The sequence below is a fragment of the Roseobacter sp. genome, assembly GCF_024639605.1.
Classification (GTDB): Bacteria; Pseudomonadota; Alphaproteobacteria; order Rhodobacterales; family Rhodobacteraceae; genus Roseobacter.
Genome location: NZ_JAHEHZ010000010.1, coordinates 20,329 through 42,496 on the forward strand (window position 1 = coordinate 20,329; position 22,168 = coordinate 42,496).

The 22,168-nt window shown below is 60.8% G+C and carries 20 protein-coding genes; 7 read left to right on the forward strand and 13 right to left on the reverse strand.

Features of this window, described 5'->3' with window-relative positions:
* Nucleotides 1–264 precede the first annotated feature (264 nt).
* From ftsZ to Q0M35_RS02605, 5 genes are all read left to right on the forward strand, one after another.
* Nucleotides 265–1,890 carry a cell division protein FtsZ gene (gene ftsZ, locus Q0M35_RS02585; RefSeq protein WP_295311885.1) on the forward strand — a complete coding sequence of 542 codons (1,626 nt, stop codon included), beginning with the start codon at nt 265–267 and terminating at the stop codon, nt 1,888–1,890.
* 204 nt (nt 1,891–2,094) lie between these two features.
* Nucleotides 2,095–3,018: a UDP-3-O-acyl-N-acetylglucosamine deacetylase gene (gene lpxC / locus Q0M35_RS02590; RefSeq protein ID WP_295311887.1), complete on the forward strand. Its 924-nt coding sequence runs from the start codon at nt 2,095–2,097 to the stop codon at nt 3,016–3,018.
* A 135-nt stretch (nt 3,019–3,153) separates the two neighbouring features.
* Nucleotides 3,154–4,020 carry an outer membrane protein assembly factor BamD gene (locus Q0M35_RS02595; RefSeq protein WP_295311889.1) on the forward strand — a complete coding sequence of 289 codons (867 nt, stop codon included), beginning with the start codon at nt 3,154–3,156 and terminating at the stop codon, nt 4,018–4,020.
* Nucleotides 4,021–4,051: 31 nt separating this feature from the next.
* Complete coding sequence (gene recN / locus Q0M35_RS02600) at nt 4,052–5,716, forward strand: DNA repair protein RecN (RefSeq protein WP_295311891.1); 1,665 nt, start codon at nt 4,052–4,054, stop codon at nt 5,714–5,716.
* A 57-nt stretch (nt 5,717–5,773) separates the two neighbouring features.
* The gene (locus Q0M35_RS02605; protein ID WP_295311893.1) at nt 5,774–7,459 is read left to right on the forward strand and encodes a chloride channel protein; all 1,686 of its coding nucleotides are present in this window, start codon (nt 5,774–5,776) and stop codon (nt 7,457–7,459) included.
* Here the strand turns inward: Q0M35_RS02605 and Q0M35_RS02610 are convergent, their stop codons facing one another.
* The 5 genes from Q0M35_RS02610 to Q0M35_RS02630 form a co-directional block, all read right to left on the reverse strand.
* Nucleotides 7,460–7,804, reverse strand: coding sequence for a DUF427 domain-containing protein (locus Q0M35_RS02610; protein WP_295311895.1), 345 nt, complete (start codon nt 7,802–7,804; stop codon nt 7,460–7,462).
* A gap of 76 nt (nt 7,805–7,880) precedes the next feature.
* On the reverse strand, nt 7,881–9,671 hold the full coding sequence (locus Q0M35_RS02615; protein ID WP_295311897.1) for an aminopeptidase P family protein: 1,791 nt from the start codon (nt 9,669–9,671) through the stop codon (nt 7,881–7,883).
* A gap of 52 nt (nt 9,672–9,723) precedes the next feature.
* The gene (gene cobT, locus Q0M35_RS02620) at nt 9,724–11,604 is read right to left on the reverse strand and encodes a cobaltochelatase subunit CobT (protein WP_295311899.1); all 1,881 of its coding nucleotides are present in this window, start codon (nt 11,602–11,604) and stop codon (nt 9,724–9,726) included.
* Nucleotides 11,605–11,697: 93 nt separating this feature from the next.
* Nucleotides 11,698–12,684 carry a cobaltochelatase subunit CobS gene (gene cobS, locus Q0M35_RS02625; RefSeq protein ID WP_295311901.1) on the reverse strand — a complete coding sequence of 329 codons (987 nt, stop codon included), beginning with the start codon at nt 12,682–12,684 and terminating at the stop codon, nt 11,698–11,700.
* A 122-nt stretch (nt 12,685–12,806) separates the two neighbouring features.
* A complete protein-coding gene (locus Q0M35_RS02630) occupies nt 12,807–13,433 on the reverse strand; it encodes a J domain-containing protein (protein WP_169640015.1) in 627 nt (208 codons plus the stop codon).
* Nucleotides 13,434–13,510: 77 nt separating this feature from the next.
* On the opposite strand from Q0M35_RS02630, the gene Q0M35_RS02635 reads away from it, so the two are divergent.
* Complete coding sequence (locus Q0M35_RS02635; protein WP_295311904.1) at nt 13,511–13,768, forward strand: BolA family protein; 258 nt, start codon at nt 13,511–13,513, stop codon at nt 13,766–13,768.
* A 9-nt stretch (nt 13,769–13,777) separates the two neighbouring features.
* On the opposite strand, the gene Q0M35_RS02640 is transcribed toward Q0M35_RS02635, so the two are convergent.
* The 5 genes from Q0M35_RS02640 to Q0M35_RS02660 form a co-directional block, all read right to left on the reverse strand.
* Nucleotides 13,778–14,281, reverse strand: coding sequence for a DUF4177 domain-containing protein (locus tag Q0M35_RS02640; protein WP_295311906.1), 504 nt, complete (start codon nt 14,279–14,281; stop codon nt 13,778–13,780).
* A gap of 92 nt (nt 14,282–14,373) precedes the next feature.
* Complete coding sequence (locus tag Q0M35_RS02645) at nt 14,374–14,820, reverse strand: thioesterase family protein (RefSeq protein WP_295311908.1); 447 nt, start codon at nt 14,818–14,820, stop codon at nt 14,374–14,376.
* A 514-nt stretch (nt 14,821–15,334) separates the two neighbouring features.
* Nucleotides 15,335–16,846: an Asp-tRNA(Asn)/Glu-tRNA(Gln) amidotransferase subunit GatB gene (gene gatB, locus Q0M35_RS02650; RefSeq protein WP_295311909.1), complete on the reverse strand. Its 1,512-nt coding sequence runs from the start codon at nt 16,844–16,846 to the stop codon at nt 15,335–15,337.
* Between the two features lie 104 nt (nt 16,847–16,950).
* Entirely contained in the window at nt 16,951–17,430 is a 480-nt protein-coding gene (locus Q0M35_RS02655) for a hypothetical protein (RefSeq protein WP_295311911.1), read from the reverse strand.
* Between the two features lie 22 nt (nt 17,431–17,452).
* Complete coding sequence (locus tag Q0M35_RS02660; protein ID WP_295311913.1) at nt 17,453–18,598, reverse strand: hypothetical protein; 1,146 nt, start codon at nt 18,596–18,598, stop codon at nt 17,453–17,455.
* A gap of 275 nt (nt 18,599–18,873) precedes the next feature.
* Between Q0M35_RS02660 and Q0M35_RS02665 the strand changes: the two genes are divergently transcribed.
* Nucleotides 18,874–19,644, forward strand: a complete 771-nt coding sequence (locus Q0M35_RS02665) for a transglycosylase SLT domain-containing protein (protein ID WP_366519631.1) — start codon at nt 18,874–18,876, stop codon at nt 19,642–19,644.
* On the opposite strand, the gene Q0M35_RS02670 is transcribed toward Q0M35_RS02665, so the two are convergent.
* The 3 genes from Q0M35_RS02670 to Q0M35_RS02680 all read right to left on the reverse strand — a co-directional run.
* Nucleotides 19,634–20,071, reverse strand: coding sequence for a hypothetical protein (locus Q0M35_RS02670; RefSeq protein ID WP_295311915.1), 438 nt, complete (start codon nt 20,069–20,071; stop codon nt 19,634–19,636). The two genes, Q0M35_RS02665 and Q0M35_RS02670, sit on opposite strands and share 11 nt — an antisense overlap.
* Entirely contained in the window at nt 20,061–20,801 is a 741-nt protein-coding gene (locus Q0M35_RS02675) for an SDR family oxidoreductase (RefSeq protein ID WP_295311917.1), read from the reverse strand. Before Q0M35_RS02675 ends, Q0M35_RS02670 begins: the two co-directional genes overlap by 11 nt.
* The coding region (locus tag Q0M35_RS02680) for a DUF3458 domain-containing protein (RefSeq protein WP_295311918.1) at nt 20,801–22,168 on the reverse strand (1,368 nt) is incomplete at its 5' end. The genes Q0M35_RS02675 and Q0M35_RS02680, both read right to left, overlap by 1 nt.

Consider the following 22,168-nt stretch of genomic DNA (forward strand, 5'->3'; position numbering starts at 1 on the left):
TAGTGAATCACCCCACCGTCCGGCACAGCTTCTGCGCCGTTCTCGTTAGGGTTGCATCATGTTCCAGGTGTTGCGCTTTGATTTTGCGCAACATCTTGCCGATAGCCCCGCTACCAGGCTCTCAACGCCTGATTGCACCCTACATTTTGTGGCAAATTTGCGTTTTTTGCGTGACCCTGGGGCCGGCAACGGATAAAGTCGTCAAGGAACAGGACCGGAAAAAATACCCGCGAATGCGGGTTTTCATCACAGGCGGATTTAACCATGACACTTACTCTTTCGATGCCCGGACAGGCAGATCTTAAACCCCGTATCACCGTGTTTGGTGTGGGCGGTGCCGGCGGGAATGCCGTCAACAATATGATCGAGAAAGAGCTGGATGGTGTTGAATTCGTTGTCGCCAACACCGATGCCCAGGCGCTGCAGCAAGCACGCGCGGAAAACCGCGTGCAACTCGGCGTGAAAGTGACCGAAGGACTTGGCGCGGGGGCGCGCGCATCCGTCGGCGCCGCAGCCGCAGAGGAAAGCATCGAAGAGATCGTGGATCATCTGGCCGGCGCGCATATGTGCTTTATCACCGCCGGTATGGGGGGTGGCACCGGAACCGGCGCGGCGCCGATCATCGCTCAGGCCGCGCGTGAGCTGGGTGTTCTGACTGTCGGCGTCGTCACCAAGCCCTTCCAGTTTGAGGGCGCCAAGCGGATGCGCCAGGCCGAAGACGGTGTCGAGGCCCTGCAGAAGGTCGTCGATACGCTGATCATCATTCCCAACCAGAACCTGTTCCGTCTGGCCAATGAAAAAACCACCTTCACCGAAGCATTCTCGATGGCGGACGATGTGCTCTATCAGGGCGTCAAAGGTGTCACCGATCTGATGGTCCGGCCGGGCCTTATAAATCTCGATTTTGCCGATGTACGCGCCGTAATGGACGAAATGGGTAAGGCGATGATGGGCACCGGCGAAGCTGACGGCGAAGATCGTGCAGTTCAGGCGGCAGAAAAAGCCATCGCCAATCCGCTGCTGGATGAAATCAGCCTGCGCGGCGCCAAGGGCGTGCTTATCAATATCACGGGCGGGCATGACCTGACACTCTTCGAGCTCGATGAGGCGGCCAACCGGATCCGCGAAGAGGTGGACCCGGAAGCAAACATCATCGTCGGTTCCACACTCGACACCGATATGGGCGGCCTGATGCGGGTCAGCGTTGTTGCCACCGGCATCGACGCCGCCGATGTGAATGCCGATATGCCGGTTCCGCGCCGGTCGCTTTCCGAACCGTTGCGCCAGCCTGCCGCGGTCGAAGAAGAAGTGGCGCCCGCCGCCGTGGCCGTCGAACCCGAACCGCAGCAGGAAGTCGCTCTGCGCGACACTGACGAGCCGGGTCTCTTTGAAACCCTGGACGTTGAACAGGCCGCGGCCTCCGATATGGCCGAGGATATCTTTGCCGAGGACACGCAGCAGGCCGCTGACGATCTGCCGCCGCCTGCGTATCAGCCCCAAGTCGCGGCGTTCGAGCCGCGCCGCGATGCGCCCGAAGCACAGGCCGAAGCATTTGTCGCACCGCGCGCTCCTGCCCCCGGCACGCCCTCACCGGAAGCTCTTGCCCGCCTGCGCGCGGCTGCCGAGAAGGCCGCACCGCAGACCGTTTCCGATCACCAGGCACGCGTTGCCCGCGAAGCTGCCCAACAGGGCGAACGCCCGCGCTTTGGGATAAACTCGCTGATCAACCGGATGACAGGTCACGGCGAAGGTGCCCCGCAGCCAGCGCCGCGCCAGCAACCAAAGGTTCAGCATCGCAGTGCCGCACCCGCTCCGATGCCTCAGGATCAGGTGGACCCCGATCAGGAACGCATCGAAATTCCGGCATTTCTGCGTCGCCAAGCGAACTGAAACCATCACGAATAACGAGAAGGGGGCTGCGGAAACGCAGCCCTTTTTTTATTGTTATCAAGGATTTGGCATCGTGCAGGCGTCTTTGCGCCGAAATGTAACAGGAGTGTTTCAGTCGGTTGCAAAGATTGAGTTGGCTCCAGGGGCGTCAGCACCTAACTAGCTGTCAAGCGGGTGAAAAACCTGTGGGATTGAGAGGTTACTGTGCAGACTACCATTAAATCGCCGGTCAGTTTTACGGGCCGCGGATTGCATTCCGGTCAAAAAGCCACGCTGACCATCCGGCCGGCAACTGCCGAGCACGGCATCTGGTTTGCACGGACCGACGTGGCCGTGGGTGACCGTATGGTGCCCGCGCGCTGGGACGCTGTTCTGCGATCACCGCTTTGCACGCGCATCGAAAACAGTTCCGGTCTTCAGGTCTCTACTGTCGAGCATGTGATGGCGGCGCTTGCCGGCTGTGGCGTGCACAACGCGCTTGTCGAGATCGACGGTCCCGAAGTGCCGATCCTTGATGGCTCTGCCGCTCCCTTCGTACGCGGCATCATGCAGCGCGGTCTGCGTGACCTGCATGCGCCGGTACGCGCTTTTGAAATCATGAAAGAAATTACCGTGACCGACGGCGAGGCCTCCGCAACGCTGGCCCCGGCGGAGACGTTGATTATCGATTTTGAGATCGACTTCGAAGACCGCGCCATCGGTCATCAGCGCAAATCGCTCGTGATGAACAACGGCAGCTTTGCCCGCGAGCTTTGCGACAGCCGCACCTTCTGCCGTCAGGCGGATGTGGATGCGATGCTCTCCAGTGGTCTGGCGCTTGGCGGCAACCCAGGCGAGAACGCGGTCGTCTTCGACGGCGACCAGGTGCTGAGCCCGGGCGGTCTGCGTCACAGTGACGAACCTGTACGCCACAAAATGCTGGACGCTCTGGGCGATCTGGCGATGGCGGGTGCGCCGCTGATCGGTCACTATACCGGTGTGCGTGCAGGCCATTCGCTGACCAACACGTTGTTGCGCAAGGTTTTTGCGACACCGGGTGCTGTACGCATGATCGTCTGTGATGAAGATACCGCAGCGCGTCTTCCGGGTTACGGACTGGTCTGGGATGAAATTCCCGCAGTTGCCTGAAGGGCAGGCTGCTTTTAACATCACAAACAATGTATTAGGTGCAAAGGGCGTTTTGCGCGCCTTTTTTCTGTGCTACGACACACCTGAATGCGCATGGATACGGCGCCCCGGGGGAAACGGATGAGGAAAGCCGGCATGGGAATGATCAGATCGCGTCACGGAGTGATCGGCGCGCTGCTCGTTGGTGTGGCACTTGGCGGCTGTGCCGAAGACAGTGGCCGGACCACCGGCAGCTTCTTCAACCCGCAGGAAATTCCACTGGAAACCTATTCTGCTGAGCAGATTTTTGAACGCGGGGAGTTTGAGCTGAGCCGGTCGCAGCCGGATGAGGCCGCGTTTTACTTTTCCGAAATCGAGCGCCTTTACCCGTATTCGGACTGGGCCCGACGTGCGCTGATTATGCAGGCCTTTGCCTATCACTCTGGCGAAGACTATCCCAACAGCCGGTCCGCCGCGCAGCGTTTCATTGATTTTTACCCTGACGACGATGATGCGGCCTATGCGCAGTACCTCCTCGCGCTGAGCTATTACGATCAGATCGACGAAGTCGGTCGGGATCAGGGGCTGACCTTTCAGGCGCTGCAGTCCCTGCGCGAGGTGATCGAGCGCTATCCCGAGAGTGACTACTCACGCTCGGCCATCCTCAAATTTGATCTCGCCTTTGACCATCTTGCGGCCAAGGAAATGGAGATCGGGCGCTATTACCTGCGTCGTGAGCATTACTCTGCTGCGATCAACCGGTTCCGCGTCGTGGTTGAGGATTTTCAGACCACCACACAGACACCTGAAGCCCTGCACCGCCTTGTCGAGGCCTATCTCTCGCTTGGCCTTACAGATCAGGCACGGACAGCAGGCGCCATTCTGGGGTACAACTATCGCTCGACCTCGTGGTACGAGGACAGCTATGCGCTGCTCACCGGGCAGGGGCTTACCCTGGAAGCGGCCGGTGACGGATGGCTGCGGCAGGTCTATCGCCAGACCATCAAAGGGAACTGGCTCTGACCCGGCCACCGCCAGAGGACCGATAACGCCGATGCTGCGCGGACTGGACATCGCCGACATGCTCATCATCGACCGGCTGGAACTGGCGTTTCAGCCCGGTCTGAATGTGCTCACCGGGGAGACCGGAGCAGGCAAATCCATCCTTCTGGATTCGCTGGGTTTTGTGCTGGGCTGGCGCGGCCGGGCGGATCTGGTGCGGCAGGGGGCGGAGCAGGGCGAGGTAACGGCCTGGTTCGATCTCACGCCCGGTCATCCGGCCCGTACGGTGCTCCGTGACGCGGGCCTGCCGGACGGGGATGAGCTGATCCTGCGGCGCATAAACAGCCGCGACGGGCGTAAAACCGCATGGGTCAATGACCGCCGTTGTTCCGGTGAAGTGCTAAGGCAACTCTCGGACACACTCGTGGAACTGCATGGCCAGCATGATGACCGGGGGCTTCTGAACCCGCGTGGTCACCGGGTCATCCTGGACGAATTTGGCGGGCTGGAGGCGCAGCGCGCAGCGGTCCGGGCGGCATGGAACACGCGCGGACAGGCCACCAAAGCGCTGAAGTCGGCTGAGGCCGCGATGGCCGTCATTCGCGAAGAAGAGGATTATCTCCGGCACGCGGTGGCGGAGCTGGATGCACTGGCACCGGAGCCCGGTGAAGAGGCCAGCCTCGATGTAAAGCGGCGTCTGATGCAGGGCGCGGAAAAGATCCGCAACGATGTTGTGCGCGCGCATGAGCTTTTGGGGGCGCAGGGGGCTGAAGCAGCGCTTGGTGAGGCGATGCGCTGGCTTGATGGTGCGGCAACGCATGCTGAAGGGCGGCTGGAGGCGCCGATGGCGGCACTGTCCCGCGCGATGTCCGAACTGGGTGAGGCGCTCGACGGCATCGGTGACGCCGTTCAGGACTTATCCTTTGACCCCAATGATCTGGAGAACACAGAAGAGCGCCTTTTTGCCATTCGCGGCCTCGCCCGGAAGCACGATATACTGGCGGATGATCTTGCTGTATTCGGCGATACCCTGCGTGAAAAGCTGAATGCCCTTGATGCCGGGGATGCTGATCTCTCAAAGCTCCGGCAGGCGCTCGACAAGGCCGAGGCGGAATACAGGGACACAGCGGCGCATCTGAGCGAGGCCCGCAAGTCAGCGGCAACGTCACTTGATAAGGCCGTCAGTGCAGAGCTCGCACCGCTGAAGATGGAGCGCGCGGTTTTCACGACACAGATCACGCCTGATGCGCCCGGTCCCGAGGGCCATGATGCGGTGGCGTTCAGCGTCGCCACCAACCCCGGCGCGCCCTCAGGGCCGCTCAACCGGATCGCCTCGGGCGGTGAACTCAGCCGGTTTTTGCTGGCCCTCAAAGTGTGCCTGACGCGTGGACAGACCGGCCTGACCATGATTTTTGACGAGATCGATCGCGGTGTCGGCGGCGCAACTGCGGATGCGGTGGGGCGTCGCCTGTCAGCGCTGGCAGCGGACGGCCAGGTGCTGGTCGTGACCCACTCCCCTCAGGTGGCAGCCCTTGGCACGCATCACTGGCGCGTGGAAAAGCAGGTCTCGCGCGGCATGACCACCTCGACAGTTGTCCCGCTGCCCGGCGACGACCGCATAGACGAGATTGCCCGGATGCTGTCGGGTGACACCATTACCGATGAAGCCCGTGCGGCCGCGAGGTCATTGCTCGCTGTTCAGGGGTGCAGCGGATGATCAGGCACCGGTGTGCGCCTCTCGTTGAAAATCCGCAATCCCCCGGGCGGGCAACGGATGCCTGACAACGACCGATCCTACATTTCACGACAACTGGACATGGCGGTCAGCTCCTGTCGCGACGGTCTCGTTCACATCCGCAAGCACGGGCCGGGTCAGGTTCAGTTCTGGTTTATCGCACTGGCGGTCGGTATCGTGGCCGGGTTCGCTGCGATCTTTTTCCGAAAGGGTGTCAACAGCTTACAAACCTTTCTTTACGGAACCGAGGACGTGCGCCTGCTGCACAGTTTTGCGCAGTCTTTGCCGTGGTATATGATCCTGATCATCCCGATCTGCGGCGGGCTGGTGGTCGGTCTGATACTGCACAATTTTACCCGTGATGCACGCGCACGCTCAGTGGCGGATGTTATTCATGGCGCCGCGATGCACGACGGGCGGGTCGAGACGCGGGCCGGTCTGGCATCTGCCCTGGCCTCGATGATCACGCTGGGCACCGGCGGGTCGAGTGGCAGGGAAGGGCCGGTAGTGCACCTTGCGGCCGTGATCTCCACTTGGGTCAACCGCCGCATGCATGCAGACGGGATCACCGGGCGCGATCTGCTGGGCTGTGCCGTGGCGGCGGCGGTTTCTGCGAGTTTCAACGCGCCGATTGCCGGTGCGCTTTTTGCGCTTGAGGTGGTACTGCGCCACTTTGCCGTACATGCCTTTGCCCCGATTGTCATTGCGAGTGCAGCCGGCACGGTCATCAACCGCCTTGAGTTCGGCGGCGTGACCGAGTTCACGCTGACCACCGTGAACGAAGTGCAGTTTTACCAGGAGATGCCGGCCTATCTCCTGCTCGGACTGGTTTGCGGACTGGTGGCTGTGGCTCTGATGAAAGCAATTTTCTGGGCGGATGATTTCGGTAATCACATTCAGGAACGCACCGGTCTGCCGCGCTGGCTGCGCCCGGCGGTTGCCGGTGCACTGCTCGGCGGCATCGCCATCTGGTATCCGCATATCATCGGCGTCGGGTATGAAACGACGTTCCTCGCTATGGACGGCCAGCTTTTCCTGCGGGATGCGATTGTCTTTGCGGTGATCAAAACCATTGCTGTGGCGGTGACCATGGCGGGGCGCATGGGCGGCGGGGTATTCTCGCCATCGCTGATGATCGGCGCGCTGACGGGCCTGAGCTTCGGGCTGATTGCCACCAGCGTTTTCCCCGAAGTTTCCGGATCTATTTCGCTCTATGCGCTCGCCGGGACGGGGGCTGTGGCGGCTGCCGTGCTGGGCGCGCCGATCTCAACAACGCTGATTGTATTTGAACTGACGGGCGACTGGCAGACCGGGCTGGCGGTCATGGTGGCGGTGTCGATGTCGACCGCTCTGGCCTCAAAAATTGTGGACCGCAGTTTCTTTCTCAGCCAGCTTGAACGGCGGAATATCCACCTTGCCGCAGGGCCGCAGGCCTATCTGCTGGCCATGTTCCGGGTGAACGGAGTGATGCGCCCGCCCGACCATCCGCGTGCCGCCAGTGAAGAAGTCTGCTGGGACATGATCGGCGACGGGGTTTATGTCGACGCGACGGCCACGCTCGAAGCTGCAATGCCGCTTTTTGAAGCCGGTGTGCAGTTTATTCCGGTGGTGTCCCTGAATAAAAACGCGGCACCGCCTGAGTTACTTGGCGCGCTCTTCCATGTGGATGCGCTCAAGGCTTACAACCGGGCTCTTGCGGCGACGGCGGCTGAAGAACACTCGTGATCAGATCTCTTCGACTGTCACATCGCCGGTAGTATAAAAGGCCAGGTGGTCTTTGATGCGCGCAACGCCCTCTTTGGGTGCTTCATAAGACCAGGCGACATCTTTCAGCGTGGTGCTTTTGGTTACAACCGAGAAATATGTGGCGTCGCCTTTGTGCGGGCAGTTGGTGGATTTGTCAGTCTGGTCAAGAAATGCCATAGCGATGTCGCCGCGCGGAAAATAGATCACCGGCGGGTAGTCGCCCTCTACCAGTTCGAGGGCATCGCTGCTCTCTCCCAGAACGGCGCCACCGGCCCTGACAGACCACGTGCCCGCAGATTTCCGTACGGTGATATGATCGGCCATGTCAGGTCTCCTCCCCTTTGTATTGTAACGATATTCTGTCGTTGGTGCGCGGCAGAATGATTTGTGTGTCCGCAGTCTAGAGCGGCGCGGTGGCCGCATCCAACCATGTTTTTGCATCCGGGGATACCCGGGGGCCGATCTTTTCTGCCACTGCCGCATGGTAAGTGTTCAGCCAGTCGCGTTCTTCCGTACTCAGCATCTCCCGCACTACCAGGCGCCGGTCCACAGGCACCCATGTCAGTGTCCGCCAGTCCAGCATGTTGCGATGGTCGTCGCCGCCCGGCAGATCAGGCGCATCCCGGGCCACGATCAGGTTTTCGATACGGATACCGAATGCGCCTTCGCGGTAATATCCCGGCTCATTCGACAGGATCATCCCGGCCTCAATCGGCACGTGATTGATCCGGCTGAGGCGCTGCGGGCCTTCGTGCACAGACAGATAGGCACCGACGCCGTGCCCGAGACCGTGGTCAAAATCCTGCCCCGCAAGCCATAGCGGCATGCGTCCGATGGCCTCGATATCACGGCCGGCAAGACCCTGCGGCCAGCGCAGGCGGCTCATGGCGATCATGCCCTGCAGCACCCGTGTAAAGGCCTCGCGGGCCTCTTCGGGCACCTCACCGATTGCGATTGTGCGGGTGATATCGGTCGTGCCGTCGAGGTACTGCCCGCCGCTGTCGAGCACCAGCAGATGGCCGTCTTCAAGCGTGGCATCGGTCTCTTCGGTGACACGGTAATGCATGATCGCGCCATGCGGACCGGTGCCGGCAATGGTTTCAAAGCTGATGTCCTGCAGCGCGTTGTCATTGCGCCGAAGGGCCTCAAGGCGGCTGACCACCTGCGTTTCGCTGAGGCTGCCTGCGGGCTGCGCATCAAGCCAGGCCAGAAGTTCTACGACGGCCGCGCCATCGCGCAGGTGTGCGGCCGCCGCTCCGGCGATTTCAGCCTCGTTCTTACGGGCTTTGGGCAGGGCGCAGGGCTCATCGCCCCAGACCACTCTGTCGCCGAGAAGTTCAGAGACCGCCACGGGGACGGTGCTTTTGTCCAGCCTGACAAGTCCGTCCAGTCCGGCGACAAAGCTTTCGAAATCATCGGGATCCTGAACACTGACTTCCGGGCCGAAATGCTCCATCAGCCCGTCGAGTTTTTCCGCCGCCATGAACAGGGCCACATGTCCGTTGTCGTGCAGCACGGCAAACCCCTGGGCGATGGGATTGCGCGGAATGTCCGAGCCGCGAATGTTCAGCAACCAACACAGGGAATCGGGCAAGGTGATCACGGCAGAGCGGTGACCGGCATCGCGCAGGTCATCTGCAAGGCGCGCGCGTTTGTCAGCATGGCTTTCCCCGGCGAATTCCATCGGATGGACACGGACCGGCGCGCGCGGCGGAGCCGGCTGATCGTCCCAGACACGATCCACCATGTTCTCGCAGGCCCGCGTGTCGATACCACTGCCTTTGAGAGCACGCTCAAGGGTTTCGATCTGCCCGGGGGTGTGCAGCCAGGGATCAAATCCGACCGTGCCACCATCGGGCAACTGCTCCGCAAGCCACGTTCCCAGAGTAACTTCGGGCCAGGGCACTGGCGTGAACTCAGCCGCGACCTGGGATTTCACCTGTGTCCGGTACCGGCCGTCGATAAACACGCCCGCACTTCCGGTCAGGACGGCACAAAAGCCCGCCGATCCGGTAAATCCGGTCAGCCAGGCAAGCCGCTCGTCATGCGCGGAGACGTACTCGCCCTGATGCGCGTCCGCGCGTGGCACAAGAAAGCCGTCCAGCCCTTCAGCTGCCAGAACCTCGCGCAAAGCGGCAAGGCGGGGCGGGCCCTGTTCGGGCCGTGCTGTGACTTTGAATGACTGAAACATGGATCCCCCGGTTTCTTTGGCTGAACTACTCCCGCCGGAGGCAGGTATCACTTTATCCCGCGCGGCGGATGCCCATCATGCGCGCCCGGGCCCGCGGATTGCTGTCGAAGAGTGCGGCAAGCTGTTCGGTCATCGCTCCGGCGAGCTGATCCACATCCGTGATAGTTACCGCGCGGTCGTAGTAGCGTGTTACGTCATGCCCGATGCCAATGGCCAGCAGCTCGACGGCTTTGCGTTTTTCGACCATCGCAATCACGTCGCGCAGGTGTTTTTCCAGATAGTTCGCAGGATTCACAGACAGCGTGCTGTCATCGACCGGCGCACCGTCAGAGATCACCATCAGGATCTTGCGCGCCTCAGCGCGCATCAGCATCCGGCGGTGCGCCCATTCGAGCGCCTCTCCGTCAATATTTTCCTTCAGCAGGCCCTCTTTCATCATCAGACCCAGATTGGGTCGCGTCCGCCGCCAGGGCGCATCCGCGGATTTATAGATGATGTGGCGCAGGTCATTGAGCCGCCCGGGCTGCTGCGGCCGGCCGTCGTTGAGCCATGCCTCGCGCGCCTGGCCGCCCTTCCAGGCGCGGGTGGTAAATCCCAGAATCTCGACTTTGACGTTGCAGCGCTCCAGCGTGCGGGCGAGGACATCCGCGCAGATCGCCGCGATGGAGATCGGACGCCCGCGCATCGAGCCGGAGTTGTCCAGCAGCAGCGTCACAACGGTATCGCGGAATTCGGTGTCTTTCTCGACCTTGAAGCTCAGCGGCGTCGTCGGGTTGGCGACCACACGTGCCAGACGGCCCGCGTCCAGTATGCCCTCTTCGAGATCGAATTCCCAGGACCGGTTCTGTTGCGCCTGCAGACGGCGCTGCAACTTGTTGGCCAGCCGGCTGACAGCGCCTTTCAGCGGTTCCAGCTGCTGATCAAGATAGGCGCGCAGGCGCTCCAGTTCTACCGGTTCGGCAAGCTCCTCTGCGCCGATTTCCTCATCATGATCAGAGAGATAAACCAGATAATTGGGATCCGCGTCCGAGGCAGGCTGCGGGGCAGGCGGCTCCAGCGGGGCCTCTCCTTCCGGCATCTCGGCCTCTTCACCCATTTCCTGATCGGCCATGTCATCCATGGAGACCTGGGCCTGTGCTGCGTCCTGTTGTTCTTCCTGGGATTGTTCAGGGGAGGCATCGGCGTCCTCTTCATCCTGATCGTCCTGACCGGTGCTGTCGGGTTCGCTGTCGTCCTCTGAGCTGTCTTCTGCGTCTTCTTCCTGATCCTCGTCAATCTGATCGGGGTCATCGCCAAGCTGATCGCCATACCCCAGATCCGAAATCATCTGGCGGGCAAACTTCGCAAAAGCAGACTGATCCGCCAGCGTCTCATCAAGGTTCTCAAGCGTGCCACCCGCCTGTTCCTCAATGAACCCGCGCCACAGCTCCATCACGTTCTGCGCACCTGAGGGCAGATCGCGCCCGGTGGCCAGATGGCGGATCAGATATCCGGCGGCCACAGACAGCGGTACGTCCGCCGCCTGGGTGACCTGGTCATACCCTTTGCGCATAGCTTCGTGGCCGATCTTGGCATCAATGTTGCCGGCAGTGCCGGGCATATCCCGGGCCCCCATCGCCTCGCAGCGGGCAGTTTCCATCGCCTCGTAAAGATCCCGCGCCATATCGCCCTGAGGCGCATATTTCGCATGGGTCTGGCCGTTGTGATAGCGCCGGTTCAGCGCCAGCGCATCTGCCGTTCCGCGTGCCAGCAAGACCTCTTCGCGCGTCATGCGGCGGCTGACCTGCGGCAGGCGCATCGCGTCCCCGGACATGCCGGCGGGATCGACGGAATACGAAACCGTCAGTTCGGGGTCATGCGCCATGACCTTCGTTGCTTCTCCCAACGCCTTTTTAAAAGCGTCGGCGGGGTTGTCAGATTGCTTTTTGCTCATGACGGCGCCCCCGTCCGGTTTTTGCCGCAGACGGATCCACCAGCACCCCGTCCCTCGCGCCTGGCGCGCGTTTTGATGGCGGCGAGCGTCACGTCAGCCGAGGCTCACGCTTGCAGCGCTTTCGGGCAGTTCTTCATTAAAGAGGCGCTGGTAGAACTCCGCCACGGTCTGGCGTTCAAGCTCATCGCATTTGTTAAGGAAGGAGAGCCGGAAAGCATAGCCGATATTGCGGAAAATCTCGGCATTCTGCGCCCAGGCGATCACTGTCCGCGGGCTCATCACTGTGGAAAGATCTCCGTTCATGAAGGCCGTACGCGTCAGGTCGGCCACCGTAACCATCTGTTTGACGGTCTTGCGGCCCTTCTCGGTATTGTAGTGCGGGTTTTTGGACAGAACGATCGCGGTTTCGGCGTCGATGCTGAGATAGTTCAGCGTCGCCACGAGGCTCCAGCGGTCCATCTGACCCTGGTTGATCTGCTGCGTGCCGTGATAAAGACCGGTCGTATCGCCCAGTCCAACAGTGTTGGCCGTCGCAAAAATGCGGAAATAGGGGTGCGGCTCAATCACCTGGTTCTGATCGAGAAGCGTGAGTTTGCCGTCCACTTCCAGCACACGCTGGATCACGAACATCACGTCCGCGCGGCCTGCATCGTATTCGTCAAACACGATCGCGGTCGGATTGCGCAGCGCCCAGGGCAGGATGCCTTCCTGAAAATCGGTGACCTGTTTGCCGTCTTTCAACCTGATCGCGTCTTTACCGATAAGGTCAATCCGGCTGATGTGGCTGTCGAGGTTCACACGCACCGCAGGCCAGTTCAGACGTGCGGCGACCTGCTCAATGTGCGTCGATTTGCCCGTGCCGTGATAGCCCTGGATCATCACCCGGCGGTTATGGGAAAACCCTGCAAGGATCGCCAGCGTGGTGTCGGGGTCAAACTTGTATGTGGAATCCAGATCCGGCACCCGGTCGCTGGCATCGGAAAAGCCCTTAACAACCATATCGGTGTCGATGCCGAAGACCTCGCGCACGTGTATCTCTTCGGTGGGCTTGGTGTTGATGTCCAGTGCGCCGTCGGCCATGGGTGTCGTCCTTTGAAAAAACAGGTCTGTCCGGGCACGCGTTGCCCGGGTCATCTGGTGCAACATATTGCGCCGGGGTGCAAGGGAAAGGGCCCGGGGCAGGACCGCGCTCTCACCCGGTCTCAGTCGCGGAAATTCCGGCTGCCTTTGATCTGGTCCCAGGCCCAGACGACTTCCTGCAGCTGTTCTTCCTGGCTGCGGTCGCCGCCGTTCATGTCAGGGTGCAGCACTTTGATCAGCGCTTTATAGGCTTTGCGGACCTCTGGTTTGGTCCAGGTGTCTTTGGCCTCGAGGATCTCAATGGCGCGCCGTTCAGTCGGGGGCAGGCGCCGCCCGGCCTGGGCACCGCGTCCGGGGTTCTGCGTTGCATTGGCGCCCAGCACCTGATGCGGGTCTTCAATGCCAAGCCGGGCCCACGCCCTGGCTTCGGGGTCGCCCATCGGTTTTGTGTCGCGTTCCCAGACTTTGTCCTTAGACATCTGAGCGTTCAGCTCGGCCTCAGTGGTGCCATCAAAGAAATTCCACTTCAGATTGTACTCGCGCACATGAGCCTGACAAAACCAGTAATAGTCATCGAGAACATCAGGTGCCCTTGGCGCGCGGTATTTGCCCGCTTCACCACAGCCTTCTTTGTCGCAGATGCGGGTCGATGTTTCCGACGCACCGGACATGCCCCTCCGTCCGCGTGGGTTTTTCTTTTTGGAGGAGGACACGGACATGTCGAATCCAAAGGGGTCGGGTTTTGGCATTTTATGGCACCTATACGAGTCGAGGCCGCTTAGTTTAGACTGCACAGGAAAAGATTGAAGGGGGCGGAGGCAAAAAAATGTCTAAACGACAAGAGATCGAAATAAGGTTACGTGAAGCTTTTCAGCCGACGCGGCTGGAAGTTGTGGATGACACAGAAAGCCATCGCGGGCACGCTGGTTTCACCGAAGGCGTCGAGAGCCATTTCAATGTGGCTATCCGGGCGCCGGCCTTTCAGGACATGAACCGGCTGGCACGGCACCGGGCTGTTCATACGGCACTCGGGCCTGAACTGATCGGACAAATTCACGCGCTCGCACTTGATGTGGATGTTTAACGTCGTGTCTTAGTTTTTTGATTTAAAGTGATTTCTGCTGGCCGCAAGACGCATAAGCGCGTTTGAGATGCCGGAGACGTCGCTGTGTTCTTCGACACCGTTGTCGCGCAGCATCCGGGTGGCACCCTCGCTTTGAGAAGCATCATCATCCGGGCTTGCCGGTTGCGAATAGGGCATCGGGCGGGGCGATACCGCGCGCTTTTGCGCCGCATCCGCCACCGGTGCGGGCGGGTATGTCACATCAAGTCGTTCGGTAGCCTGCAGGATCAGCGGTGAGCGTTCGGGGATCTGCCGGCGAAAGACCAGCATATTGCGCCACTGTGTCCCGGCGGATTCCGGCTCGCCGTCTGTAACGGGCAGAGTTTCTGCCCGCTGGTACTCCCAGCCCCGCACGCCCATGTCATTCATCAGGGTCTGCAGGGCATTTGCAAAGCGTGCATCCGCCGTGCTGAGACCCCTCGTTTTGAGACCGCGGTCCGGCGCGGGAATGACCCTGTATTCGTATTGCGGCATGCTCAGCCTCTCAGACACCTGCGTTAACTATATCAACCGGCTGACCTGTGGGAAAGACGCCTTGCCTCCGGTCCGGACCGACCTCCGTCAGGTTACTGCTTACGTTTAATTCCGATGCTGCGTCCGGCGCGTTCAGGCCAGGGCAAATTCTCATGTGCCTTGTGGAGCGCCCGCACGCGCGCGAGGATCTCGCCGGGCATCGGTGCGACGCGTGGCCCTGACTGATCAATATGCAGGCCCATGGATTCGCCGGTTGCTGCACACCAGCCGTCCGTGTGGTGAATTTCCTGATAGATGTGAAAGCGTTTCTCGTCAAAATCCAGCAACTGCAGGGTTACTGTGACCGGATCTCCCTCGTGCAACTCGCGCAGATAGCAGATGTGAAATTCAGCAGTGTAGGTGGTGAACCCGGTCTTCTGATATTCCGGACCGAACCCGAGCACAGGGTAGATTTCATCCGCTGCCTCGTCAAAGAGCACGGCATAATAGGCCATATTCATATGACCGTTATAATCGAGCCACTCAGGGCGGACTGTCATGACAGAGGAGCGGAACGGGGCATCGTTCAGAGGATCGGAGATTTTCGGCTGCATTCCTGAGACTTAGGGCAGGAAACGGCGCATGGCAAAATGTTTTACCCCGGTGCGTCCCCGGACAGATGATGTTCTTACGGTCTCTTAAGGATGATCCGCCGTTATCCTGCCACATCCAGAGGCGATTATCCGGCCTGGTGATACGGGAAAATCTGATGAGACCAGCCGACGACATTGTCCTGTCACACGACATCTCCGCGACACTGCGGCTGACCCCGGTGTTCCGTGAGAGCGATCCGGAAGTCACCCGCGTCAGGTGCTTCCGGGCGTTATTGCGTACACTTGCATGCTAAGTGCGGTCACGGTGCTGTATTCGGTGCCCGATCTGCCGGGACCTGGGTTTTTATTGCAGCTGATCCTGTCGCTGTGCGACTGAACCGGCAACGTGCAGCGCTGAGCGCCCACCACAAGGATAAGTGCCGGCCGTAACGCGCGCGCATCCCGTGCGCCCGCACACCTTTCAGCCAGAGAGCTTTTGAGCCACCAGCTGGTTGACGACTTTCGGGTTGGCTTTGCCGCCCGTGGCTTTCATCACCTGTCCCACGAACCAGCCTGAAAGCTTTGGGTTTTCGCGGGCTTTCGCCACCTGATCGGGGTTTGCGGCGATGATCTCATCGACTGCGGCCTCAATGGCGCCGGTGTCGGTGACCTGTTTCATGCCTTCGGTATTCACGATCTCGACCGGGTCGCGGCCGGTCGTGTAGCAGATTTCAAAGACATCCTTTGCAATCTTGCCTGAAATGGCATCCGAAGCGATCAGATCGACAATGCCGCCAAGCTGTCCGGGCGTGACCGGGCTGTCCGCTATGTCTTTGTCATCTTTTTTCAGGCGGCCGAACAGCTCGTTGATGACCCAGTTTGCGGCCATCTTGCCATCACGGCCCTGCGCCACGGCTTCAAAATACCCCGCACTGTCCAGATCCGCGGTCAGCACCGATGCGTCATAATCTGCAAGGCCGAAATCATTGATGAAGCGGGATTTCTTTGCGTCCGGCAACTCGGGCAGGTCCGCGCTGATCTGATCGACCCAGGCCTGTTCGATCACCAGCGGCAGCAGGTCGGGGTCGGGGAAATAGCGGTAATCATGCGCCTCTTCCTTGGAGCGCATCGAGCGTGTCTCGTTTTTGTCCGGATCATAGAGACGGGTCTCCTGATTCACCGTGCCGCCCGCTTCGACGATGGCGATCTGACGACGGGCCTCGACCTCGATCGCGGCCTGAATAAAGCGCATCGAGTTCATGTTCTTGATCTCGCAGCGCGTGCCGAGATGGCTGAAATCCTGGCTGGCCTGATACTTCTCGTAATCGCCGGGCCGGCAGATGGAGACGTTCACATCCGCGCGCAGGTTGCCGTTCTGCATATTGCCGTCGCAGGTGCCCAGATACCGCAGGATCTGGCGCAGTTTCACCACATATGCCGCCGCTTCTTCCGGGCCGCGGATGTCGGGGCGCGAGACGATTTCCATCAGCGCCACACCGGTGCGGTTCAGGTCGACGAAAGACATGTTCGGATCCATGTCGTGGATCGACTTTCCCGCGTCCTGTTCGAGGTGAATGCGTTCGATCCGTACCAGCCGCGCAGTGCCGTCGCCCATCTCGACCAGCACTTCGCCTTCGCCGACAATCGGATGGTAAAGCTGCGAGATCTGATATCCCTGCGGCAGGTCCGGATAAAAGTAATTCTTGCGGTCAAAGGCGCTTTCGAGATTGATTTCCGCCTTCAGGCCCAGCCCGGTGCGCACGGCCTGCTCAACACAGAATTTATTGATCACGGGCAACATGCCGGGCATTGCGGCATCCACAAATGCCACATTGCTGTTGGGCTCAGCCCCGAATTTTGTGGAAGCGCCGGAAAAGAGCTTGGCTTTCGAGGTGACCTGGGCGTGGACTTCCATGCCGATCACCAGTTCCCAGTCATGCTTTGCACCAGCAATTACTTTGGGTTTTGGGGTCTCACTGGTCAGATCAAGCATGCCGCGCCTCATGGAGAAAATGCACTGGCAGCGGGTTTAGATCACCCTGTGCAGGGTCGCAAGGGCAGGCGCGGATACGGCGGCTAAAATACCGGACCGGTTCGTCAGCGCGCTGCGGGCAGGGCAGCCCAGGAAAGCTTCAGCGTGCCTTCTTCGGCGCAGTTAAGCCGCGCGCGTGAGACCATCCGCGATTCTACCGTCCAGTTGTCGCGGATCCGTACCAGCAGAACGGCACTGAACGGTTGTCCAAGATCAACGTCAACCGTGTTACCGGGGCCGTGCGGCGGCAGCACGCAGATCCTTATCATGCGCTCAGGGTCGGGGTCCTCGCCCGAAACGGGCAGATCGTATTCAAGTGCTGCGTGTACTCTGGCGATCGCATCATAGACGAGCAGGTGCTCGCCTGTGGCCTCCCACCAGGCGCGGGCGCTGTTCAGCATATTCACGTTGAGGGCCGTCAGGGCGGCCATCGGATCAGAAGGTGTCGCAATGGAGGGCGCAGGGGATTTTCCGATTGCGGTACGGTGCCATTCTATCCAGTCACCGCTGTCCCAGTGGGTGGCATCTGCGGGGATCTGTCCCATAAACTGTTCCTTTCCTGCGGTGTCAGACCGGTGCCGTTACCGGCCCGTCTGCGGTGAATGAAATGCGCTTTCCGGCGCTGATTTCTGTGTCGAAGACAGACCGGATGGTGCGCAGCGCCACGGTCTCTCCGGCACTGGCAAACCGGCGGGGCGATCCGATGCTGATGTTGTTGTCAAACCCCTGTGCCGCATGGGCCCAGATCAGCGGGTGCATTTCGGTCATGAAGCCGCGCACGATCCAGTCACAACAGCCTGCGACGGCTTTGCGGGTGGTGTCGGCACGGGTATGCCCGCTCATCTGGCGGCCGAGGGACACTGCACACCATGCCGCCAGCAGATTGACCGTGTGCTGATCGGGCCGGCGGTCGAGAATATCGTGCAGCCCTTCGATAAAGAATTCGAGGTCGAGTTGAGCGCAGGCGTTATTATCATCCGCCAGCGCATCCATCATGACCCAGGTATAGCCACCTGCGCCCCAGTCGGGGGTAAGCCGCGCGGCTGTTTTGCGGGCCTCGAGTTCCAGCCTTTCGTGGCTGCCAAACCAGCGCGGCGACAGATAGGCGCCAAGGCTGCGCATGGGCGCGGGGTTATCGGGGTGCAGATCAATAAGCGTTTCGTAGTCGCGCACGAGATCATCTGTTGTGCCTGTGCCCCGACCATGCAGCGCACAAAAGGCGGCTCTGATCAGCGGCGACCGTGAACTGTGCTGCCGGTACGATCTGAGGATCTCGGCGGCACGGTCGAAATGTGCCTCGAATGCCTCGCGGTTACCTTCCGGTACCTGCGCATCGGTCACAGTGCCGCGCCAGGTCCAGCCGATGTCCATATGCGCCTGTGCCACCGTTGCTGCGCGAAAGGCGCAGGCCGGATGATCGGCCAGCATATGCTCCAGCGCTTCGATGCCGGAAATAAGAGGGGTGGTCCCGGCGGCGTTCTCGTCGGACAGCGCGTGTTCAACGGCCATCACCACATCCGCGCGCGCGCCAAAACACAAAAGTTCGGCCACTGGCATGCCGGCGGGTGTCGTATCACGCGCTGCATCGGCCCGTGCCATTTCAGCAACCAGATCGTCCCAGCGGTCCTGGCGTGCCAGAAACTGGCCATGCTGTCGGTGGATGTCACGCGCATCTTCTTCGCCGGAGACGACCGGGCTGGGGATGTGCAGCACCTCCGCGCTCTGTCTTTGCGCCGGCGCGTCTGATGCTGCGTCCCCGGAACGGACGGCCCCGGGGGTGACCCTGGCCAGTGGCGGCACAGGATCAGGGGTCCCCCCCTTGCGGGAAGGCCGGCGGTTTCCGGTAAGAATTGACAACAGCGACATTTAACCATTCCGGGAGTGACAGAGGCCTCCAGGATGCGCGGGCAATCGGGCAAAAAGGCGGCGCCGGAAGGGTGACATCGCGTTGATTTCCCGCCGGCAGCGGCCTTTCCGGTGCCTTTTCCGTGGCATTGTCCGGCCTGACGCAACGCACCGTTTCCTGCCGGTTCGCTGCTGCCTTTCTGCTGCGACTTGCGCAGGCCCCGCGCGCGGCGCAATATCGCGCGATGATCCGACGTGCTTTTCTCCGATATTCTGCAGCGGCCATCCTGGCGCTAATGACGGCCGGCGCGGACCCGACCGGTGCCACAGGATCCGACGCCCGCGCACTGCCCCAGATGCGCTGGCATCACGCCGAAAACAGCGCGCTCTGGAATGCTGCTGCTTTGGATGCGCTGCGCACCCACGGGCGCGAACTTGTTGAGATGGTGCCTGCCGATATCGGGGAATGGTGTCCGCTTTATCCGATTGCGGGTATTGCAGTGCGCGAGGCATTCTGGGTCGGCTTCATGTCGGCACTGGCCAAGCATGAGAGCACCTGGCGGCCCCGTGCGGTCGGCGGAGAAGGTCGATGGTACGGGCTGCTGCAGATCTCGCCTGCGACAGCGCGCGGATACGGATGCCGGGCGGGCACCGGCGAAGCACTCAAACGGGGTGGCGAAAACCTGAGCTGTGCCGTGCGGATCATGGCGTCGACCGTGCCGCGTGACGGGGTCATTGACGATCGCGATACGCGCTGGCGCGGGGTGGCCGCAGACTGGGGGCCGCTGCGGGTGCCGCGTAAACGTAATGAAATGGCTGCATGGACAAATGCGCAGCCTTTTTGCCTTGCACCGCTGGTCCCGGCGAAACGGCCTGAACGCACGCCGGTCATTCCTGAGCCTGTCAGCCGATAAGCGAAAAGTGGTGGCGCTCTGACGCAATCCCGCGGTCAGCAAAGGCCCGTTCCAGCGCCTCATGCGGTGGTGTGCATTCATAGGGCAGGCGGATTTTGCGTCCCTCATACGGGACCAGTGTCGCCCGCACCGAGAAATCCAGCCGCGTATCAAGGCGGAGTTTCGAGATCTCGCTCAGCGCCATCTGTGCCTCCCGGCGGCCTGAGAACCAGCGCACGGTACGGTCATCCAGATCAAGCCCCGCTTCGGGGTTGCTTATCAGCTCCCAGATCGCGGGAAGGCTGAAAAATCCGATGATCGCCACCAGCCACCAGGCGGCATCCAGAAGTACAATTGCTGCAAGGAGGGCCAGCCACACAAGTCCGACTGTCAGCAGGGCCGCACGGCTGCGACCCCGCCGCCGGTACTGAAACGCCTCAGCGGCCACCTGTCACATCCAGGGTTGACCCGGTCACATAGCTTGCCTCATCCGATACCAGCCACATGATCGCCTGAGCCACTTCGTCAGCCGAGCCCTTGCGTTTCATCGGCACCATATGCGCTAGTTTGTCGGCACGGCCGGGCTCGCCGCCTTTGGCATGCAGTTCGGTTTCAATCAGTCCTGGACGGATCGCCATGACGCGGATATTATCTGCGGCAACTTCGTCCGATAAGCCTTTGGTAAAGCAATCAATTGCAGCTTTCGATGCGGCATAATCCACGTACTGGTTTCCAGATCCAAGACGCGCCGCAGCTGAAGAGATATTTACGATCACACCCCCTTTGCCCTGTGCCTGCATCCGTAAAACGGCCTCTTTGGCCACCAGCATCGCGCCAATTACATTGATGTCGAACATCCTTTTCAGGCGCGCATGATCCATTTCGGTGAGCCTGGCCGTCTGATCAACGACACCTGCATTATTAATCAGCGCATCAATCCGCCCGAAGTGGTCGTCAATCTGTGCATACATCGCCGTGATATCCGCGGGGTCGGCCACATCGCCCTGGCACAGGATGACATCGGCGCCCTGCGCTTTGCAGTCGTTGGCAACCTTCTCTGCCTCAGCTGCACTGGAGCGATAGCTGAGTGCGAGGTCATAGCCGCGCGCAGCGGCGATGCGGGCGCAGGACGCGCCAATGCCGCTGGAGCCGCCGGTGATCAGAAGGACTGGTTTCATCAGGAATTTCCTCGGATTCTGGTAAGCATTTCAGTTGTATCGCGCGACAGATCAGGTGTGGCGAGGATCCGGTCCAGTTCAGATGCGATCAGCGCCTGCCGTGCATCGTCATATCGCCGCCAGGTCTGGAACGCTGAACACATGCGCGCCGTGGTCTGCGGATTTACCGGATCGAGGCGTATCAGCCAGTCCGCCAGCAAGCGGTACCCTGCGCCGTCTTTTGCGTGAAAACCGGGGTGATGGCCGGCGAGCGCTCCCATGACCGAGCGGAACCTGTTGGGGTTTTTCCAATTGAAGTCCGGGTGCTTTGTCAGCCGGGTCGCGATTGTCGCGGTCTGGTCAGGTCCAGAGGCCACCACCTGCAGCGCAAACCATTTGTCCATAACAAGGCGGTCGCTTTTCCACTCCGCTTCAAAGGCGGCAAGGGCATCATCGCCGGTGCCGGCCTCCAGCATCACGCTCAGTGCGGCGAGCTTCTGGGTCATATTGTCCGCGGCTGCGTATTGCCTCGCAGCCTGCGCGCCGCCATCAAGGCGGCCCAGCAGAGCCAGCATGGCGTTTGAGAGGGCGCGGTGTCCGGCCTGAACGGCATCGGGACGAAAGGGGTCACTGACCTGATGGACGGCGTAAACCGTCTGCGCCAGATCGCCCAGGTGCGCGGCCCGTGCATCGCGCATCGCCTCGGTAGCAGCATAAATCGCATCGGGATCCGGGGTTGTGCCTTCTTTGTGCAGAGCTGTCGCAAGGTCTGACTGGCCTGGAAGGCCCAGCATCAGAGCGCGGTAGGCCGGATCAAGCGTTTCGTCCTGTAACACCAGGCGCATCCCGTCCATATATGCGTGATCCGGTGCGTCCCCGGTCCGGATCGAGTTCAGCAGACTGTCGCGCGCGATGCTGCGCCCTGCTTCCCATCGGTTGAACGGATCGGTGTCATGCGCCAGCAGAAAGGCACGCTGCTCCACCGGCAGATCACTTTCCAGAACGACAGGCGCGGAAAATCCGCGCAGTACAGACGGCACCGGCCGTGCATCGAGGCCTTCAAAAGTGAAGCTTTGGGTTGCTTCGGTCATTTCAAGAACCTGCGTCGGCATGACCTCATGACCATCCGGTGCCAGCAGACCTGCGGCAATCGGGATCACCTGCGGCAGTGGATCGGGTGTCGCGTCTGATGGCTTAAGGCTTTGTGTAAAGGTCAGGGTATATGTTCCTGAATTCCATTCTTCTTCTACCTTCAGTGTGGGTGTTCCGGCCTGGCTGTACCAGCGCATGAACTGTGTCAGATCGCGCCCGGTCTGATCCTCAAATACCCGCAGCCAGTCTTCGATGGTGCAGGCCTCGCCGTCATGGCGGTCAAAATACAGGTTAAC

Excerpts from the sequence above, each read along its gene's own strand:
- Q0M35_RS02675 (WP_295311917.1), bottom strand. The coding sequence starts at position 20,801 with ATGAAACCAGTCCTTCTGATCACCGGCGGCTCCAGCGGCATTGGCGCG.
- gatB (WP_295311909.1), bottom strand. The coding sequence starts at position 16,846 with ATGCTTGATCTGACCAGTGAGACCCCAAAACCCAAAGTAATTGCTGGT.
- ftsZ (WP_295311885.1), top strand. The coding sequence starts at position 265 with ATGACACTTACTCTTTCGATGCCCGGACAGGCAGATCTTAAACCCCGT.
- recN (WP_295311891.1), top strand. The coding sequence starts at position 4,052 with ATGCTGCGCGGACTGGACATCGCCGACATGCTCATCATCGACCGGCTG.
- Q0M35_RS02655 (WP_295311911.1), bottom strand. The coding sequence starts at position 17,430 with ATGGGACAGATCCCCGCAGATGCCACCCACTGGGACAGCGGTGACTGG.
- Q0M35_RS02595 (WP_295311889.1), top strand. The coding sequence starts at position 3,154 with ATGGGAATGATCAGATCGCGTCACGGAGTGATCGGCGCGCTGCTCGTT.
- Q0M35_RS02640 (WP_295311906.1), bottom strand. The coding sequence starts at position 14,281 with ATGCCGCAATACGAATACAGGGTCATTCCCGCGCCGGACCGCGGTCTC.
- cobS (WP_295311901.1), bottom strand. The coding sequence starts at position 12,684 with ATGGCCGACGGCGCACTGGACATCAACACCAAGCCCACCGAAGAGATA.
- Q0M35_RS02610 (WP_295311895.1), bottom strand. The coding sequence starts at position 7,804 with ATGGCCGATCATATCACCGTACGGAAATCTGCGGGCACGTGGTCTGTC.
- Q0M35_RS02605 (WP_295311893.1), top strand. The coding sequence starts at position 5,774 with ATGCCTGACAACGACCGATCCTACATTTCACGACAACTGGACATGGCG.
- Q0M35_RS02615 (WP_295311897.1), bottom strand. The coding sequence starts at position 9,671 with ATGTTTCAGTCATTCAAAGTCACAGCACGGCCCGAACAGGGCCCGCCC.
- Q0M35_RS02645 (WP_295311908.1), bottom strand. The coding sequence starts at position 14,820 with ATGACAGTCCGCCCTGAGTGGCTCGATTATAACGGTCATATGAATATG.
- Q0M35_RS02630 (WP_169640015.1), bottom strand. The coding sequence starts at position 13,433 with ATGCCAAAACCCGACCCCTTTGGATTCGACATGTCCGTGTCCTCCTCC.
- Q0M35_RS02635 (WP_295311904.1), top strand. The coding sequence starts at position 13,511 with ATGTCTAAACGACAAGAGATCGAAATAAGGTTACGTGAAGCTTTTCAG.
- cobT (WP_295311899.1), bottom strand. The coding sequence starts at position 11,604 with ATGAGCAAAAAGCAATCTGACAACCCCGCCGACGCTTTTAAAAAGGCG.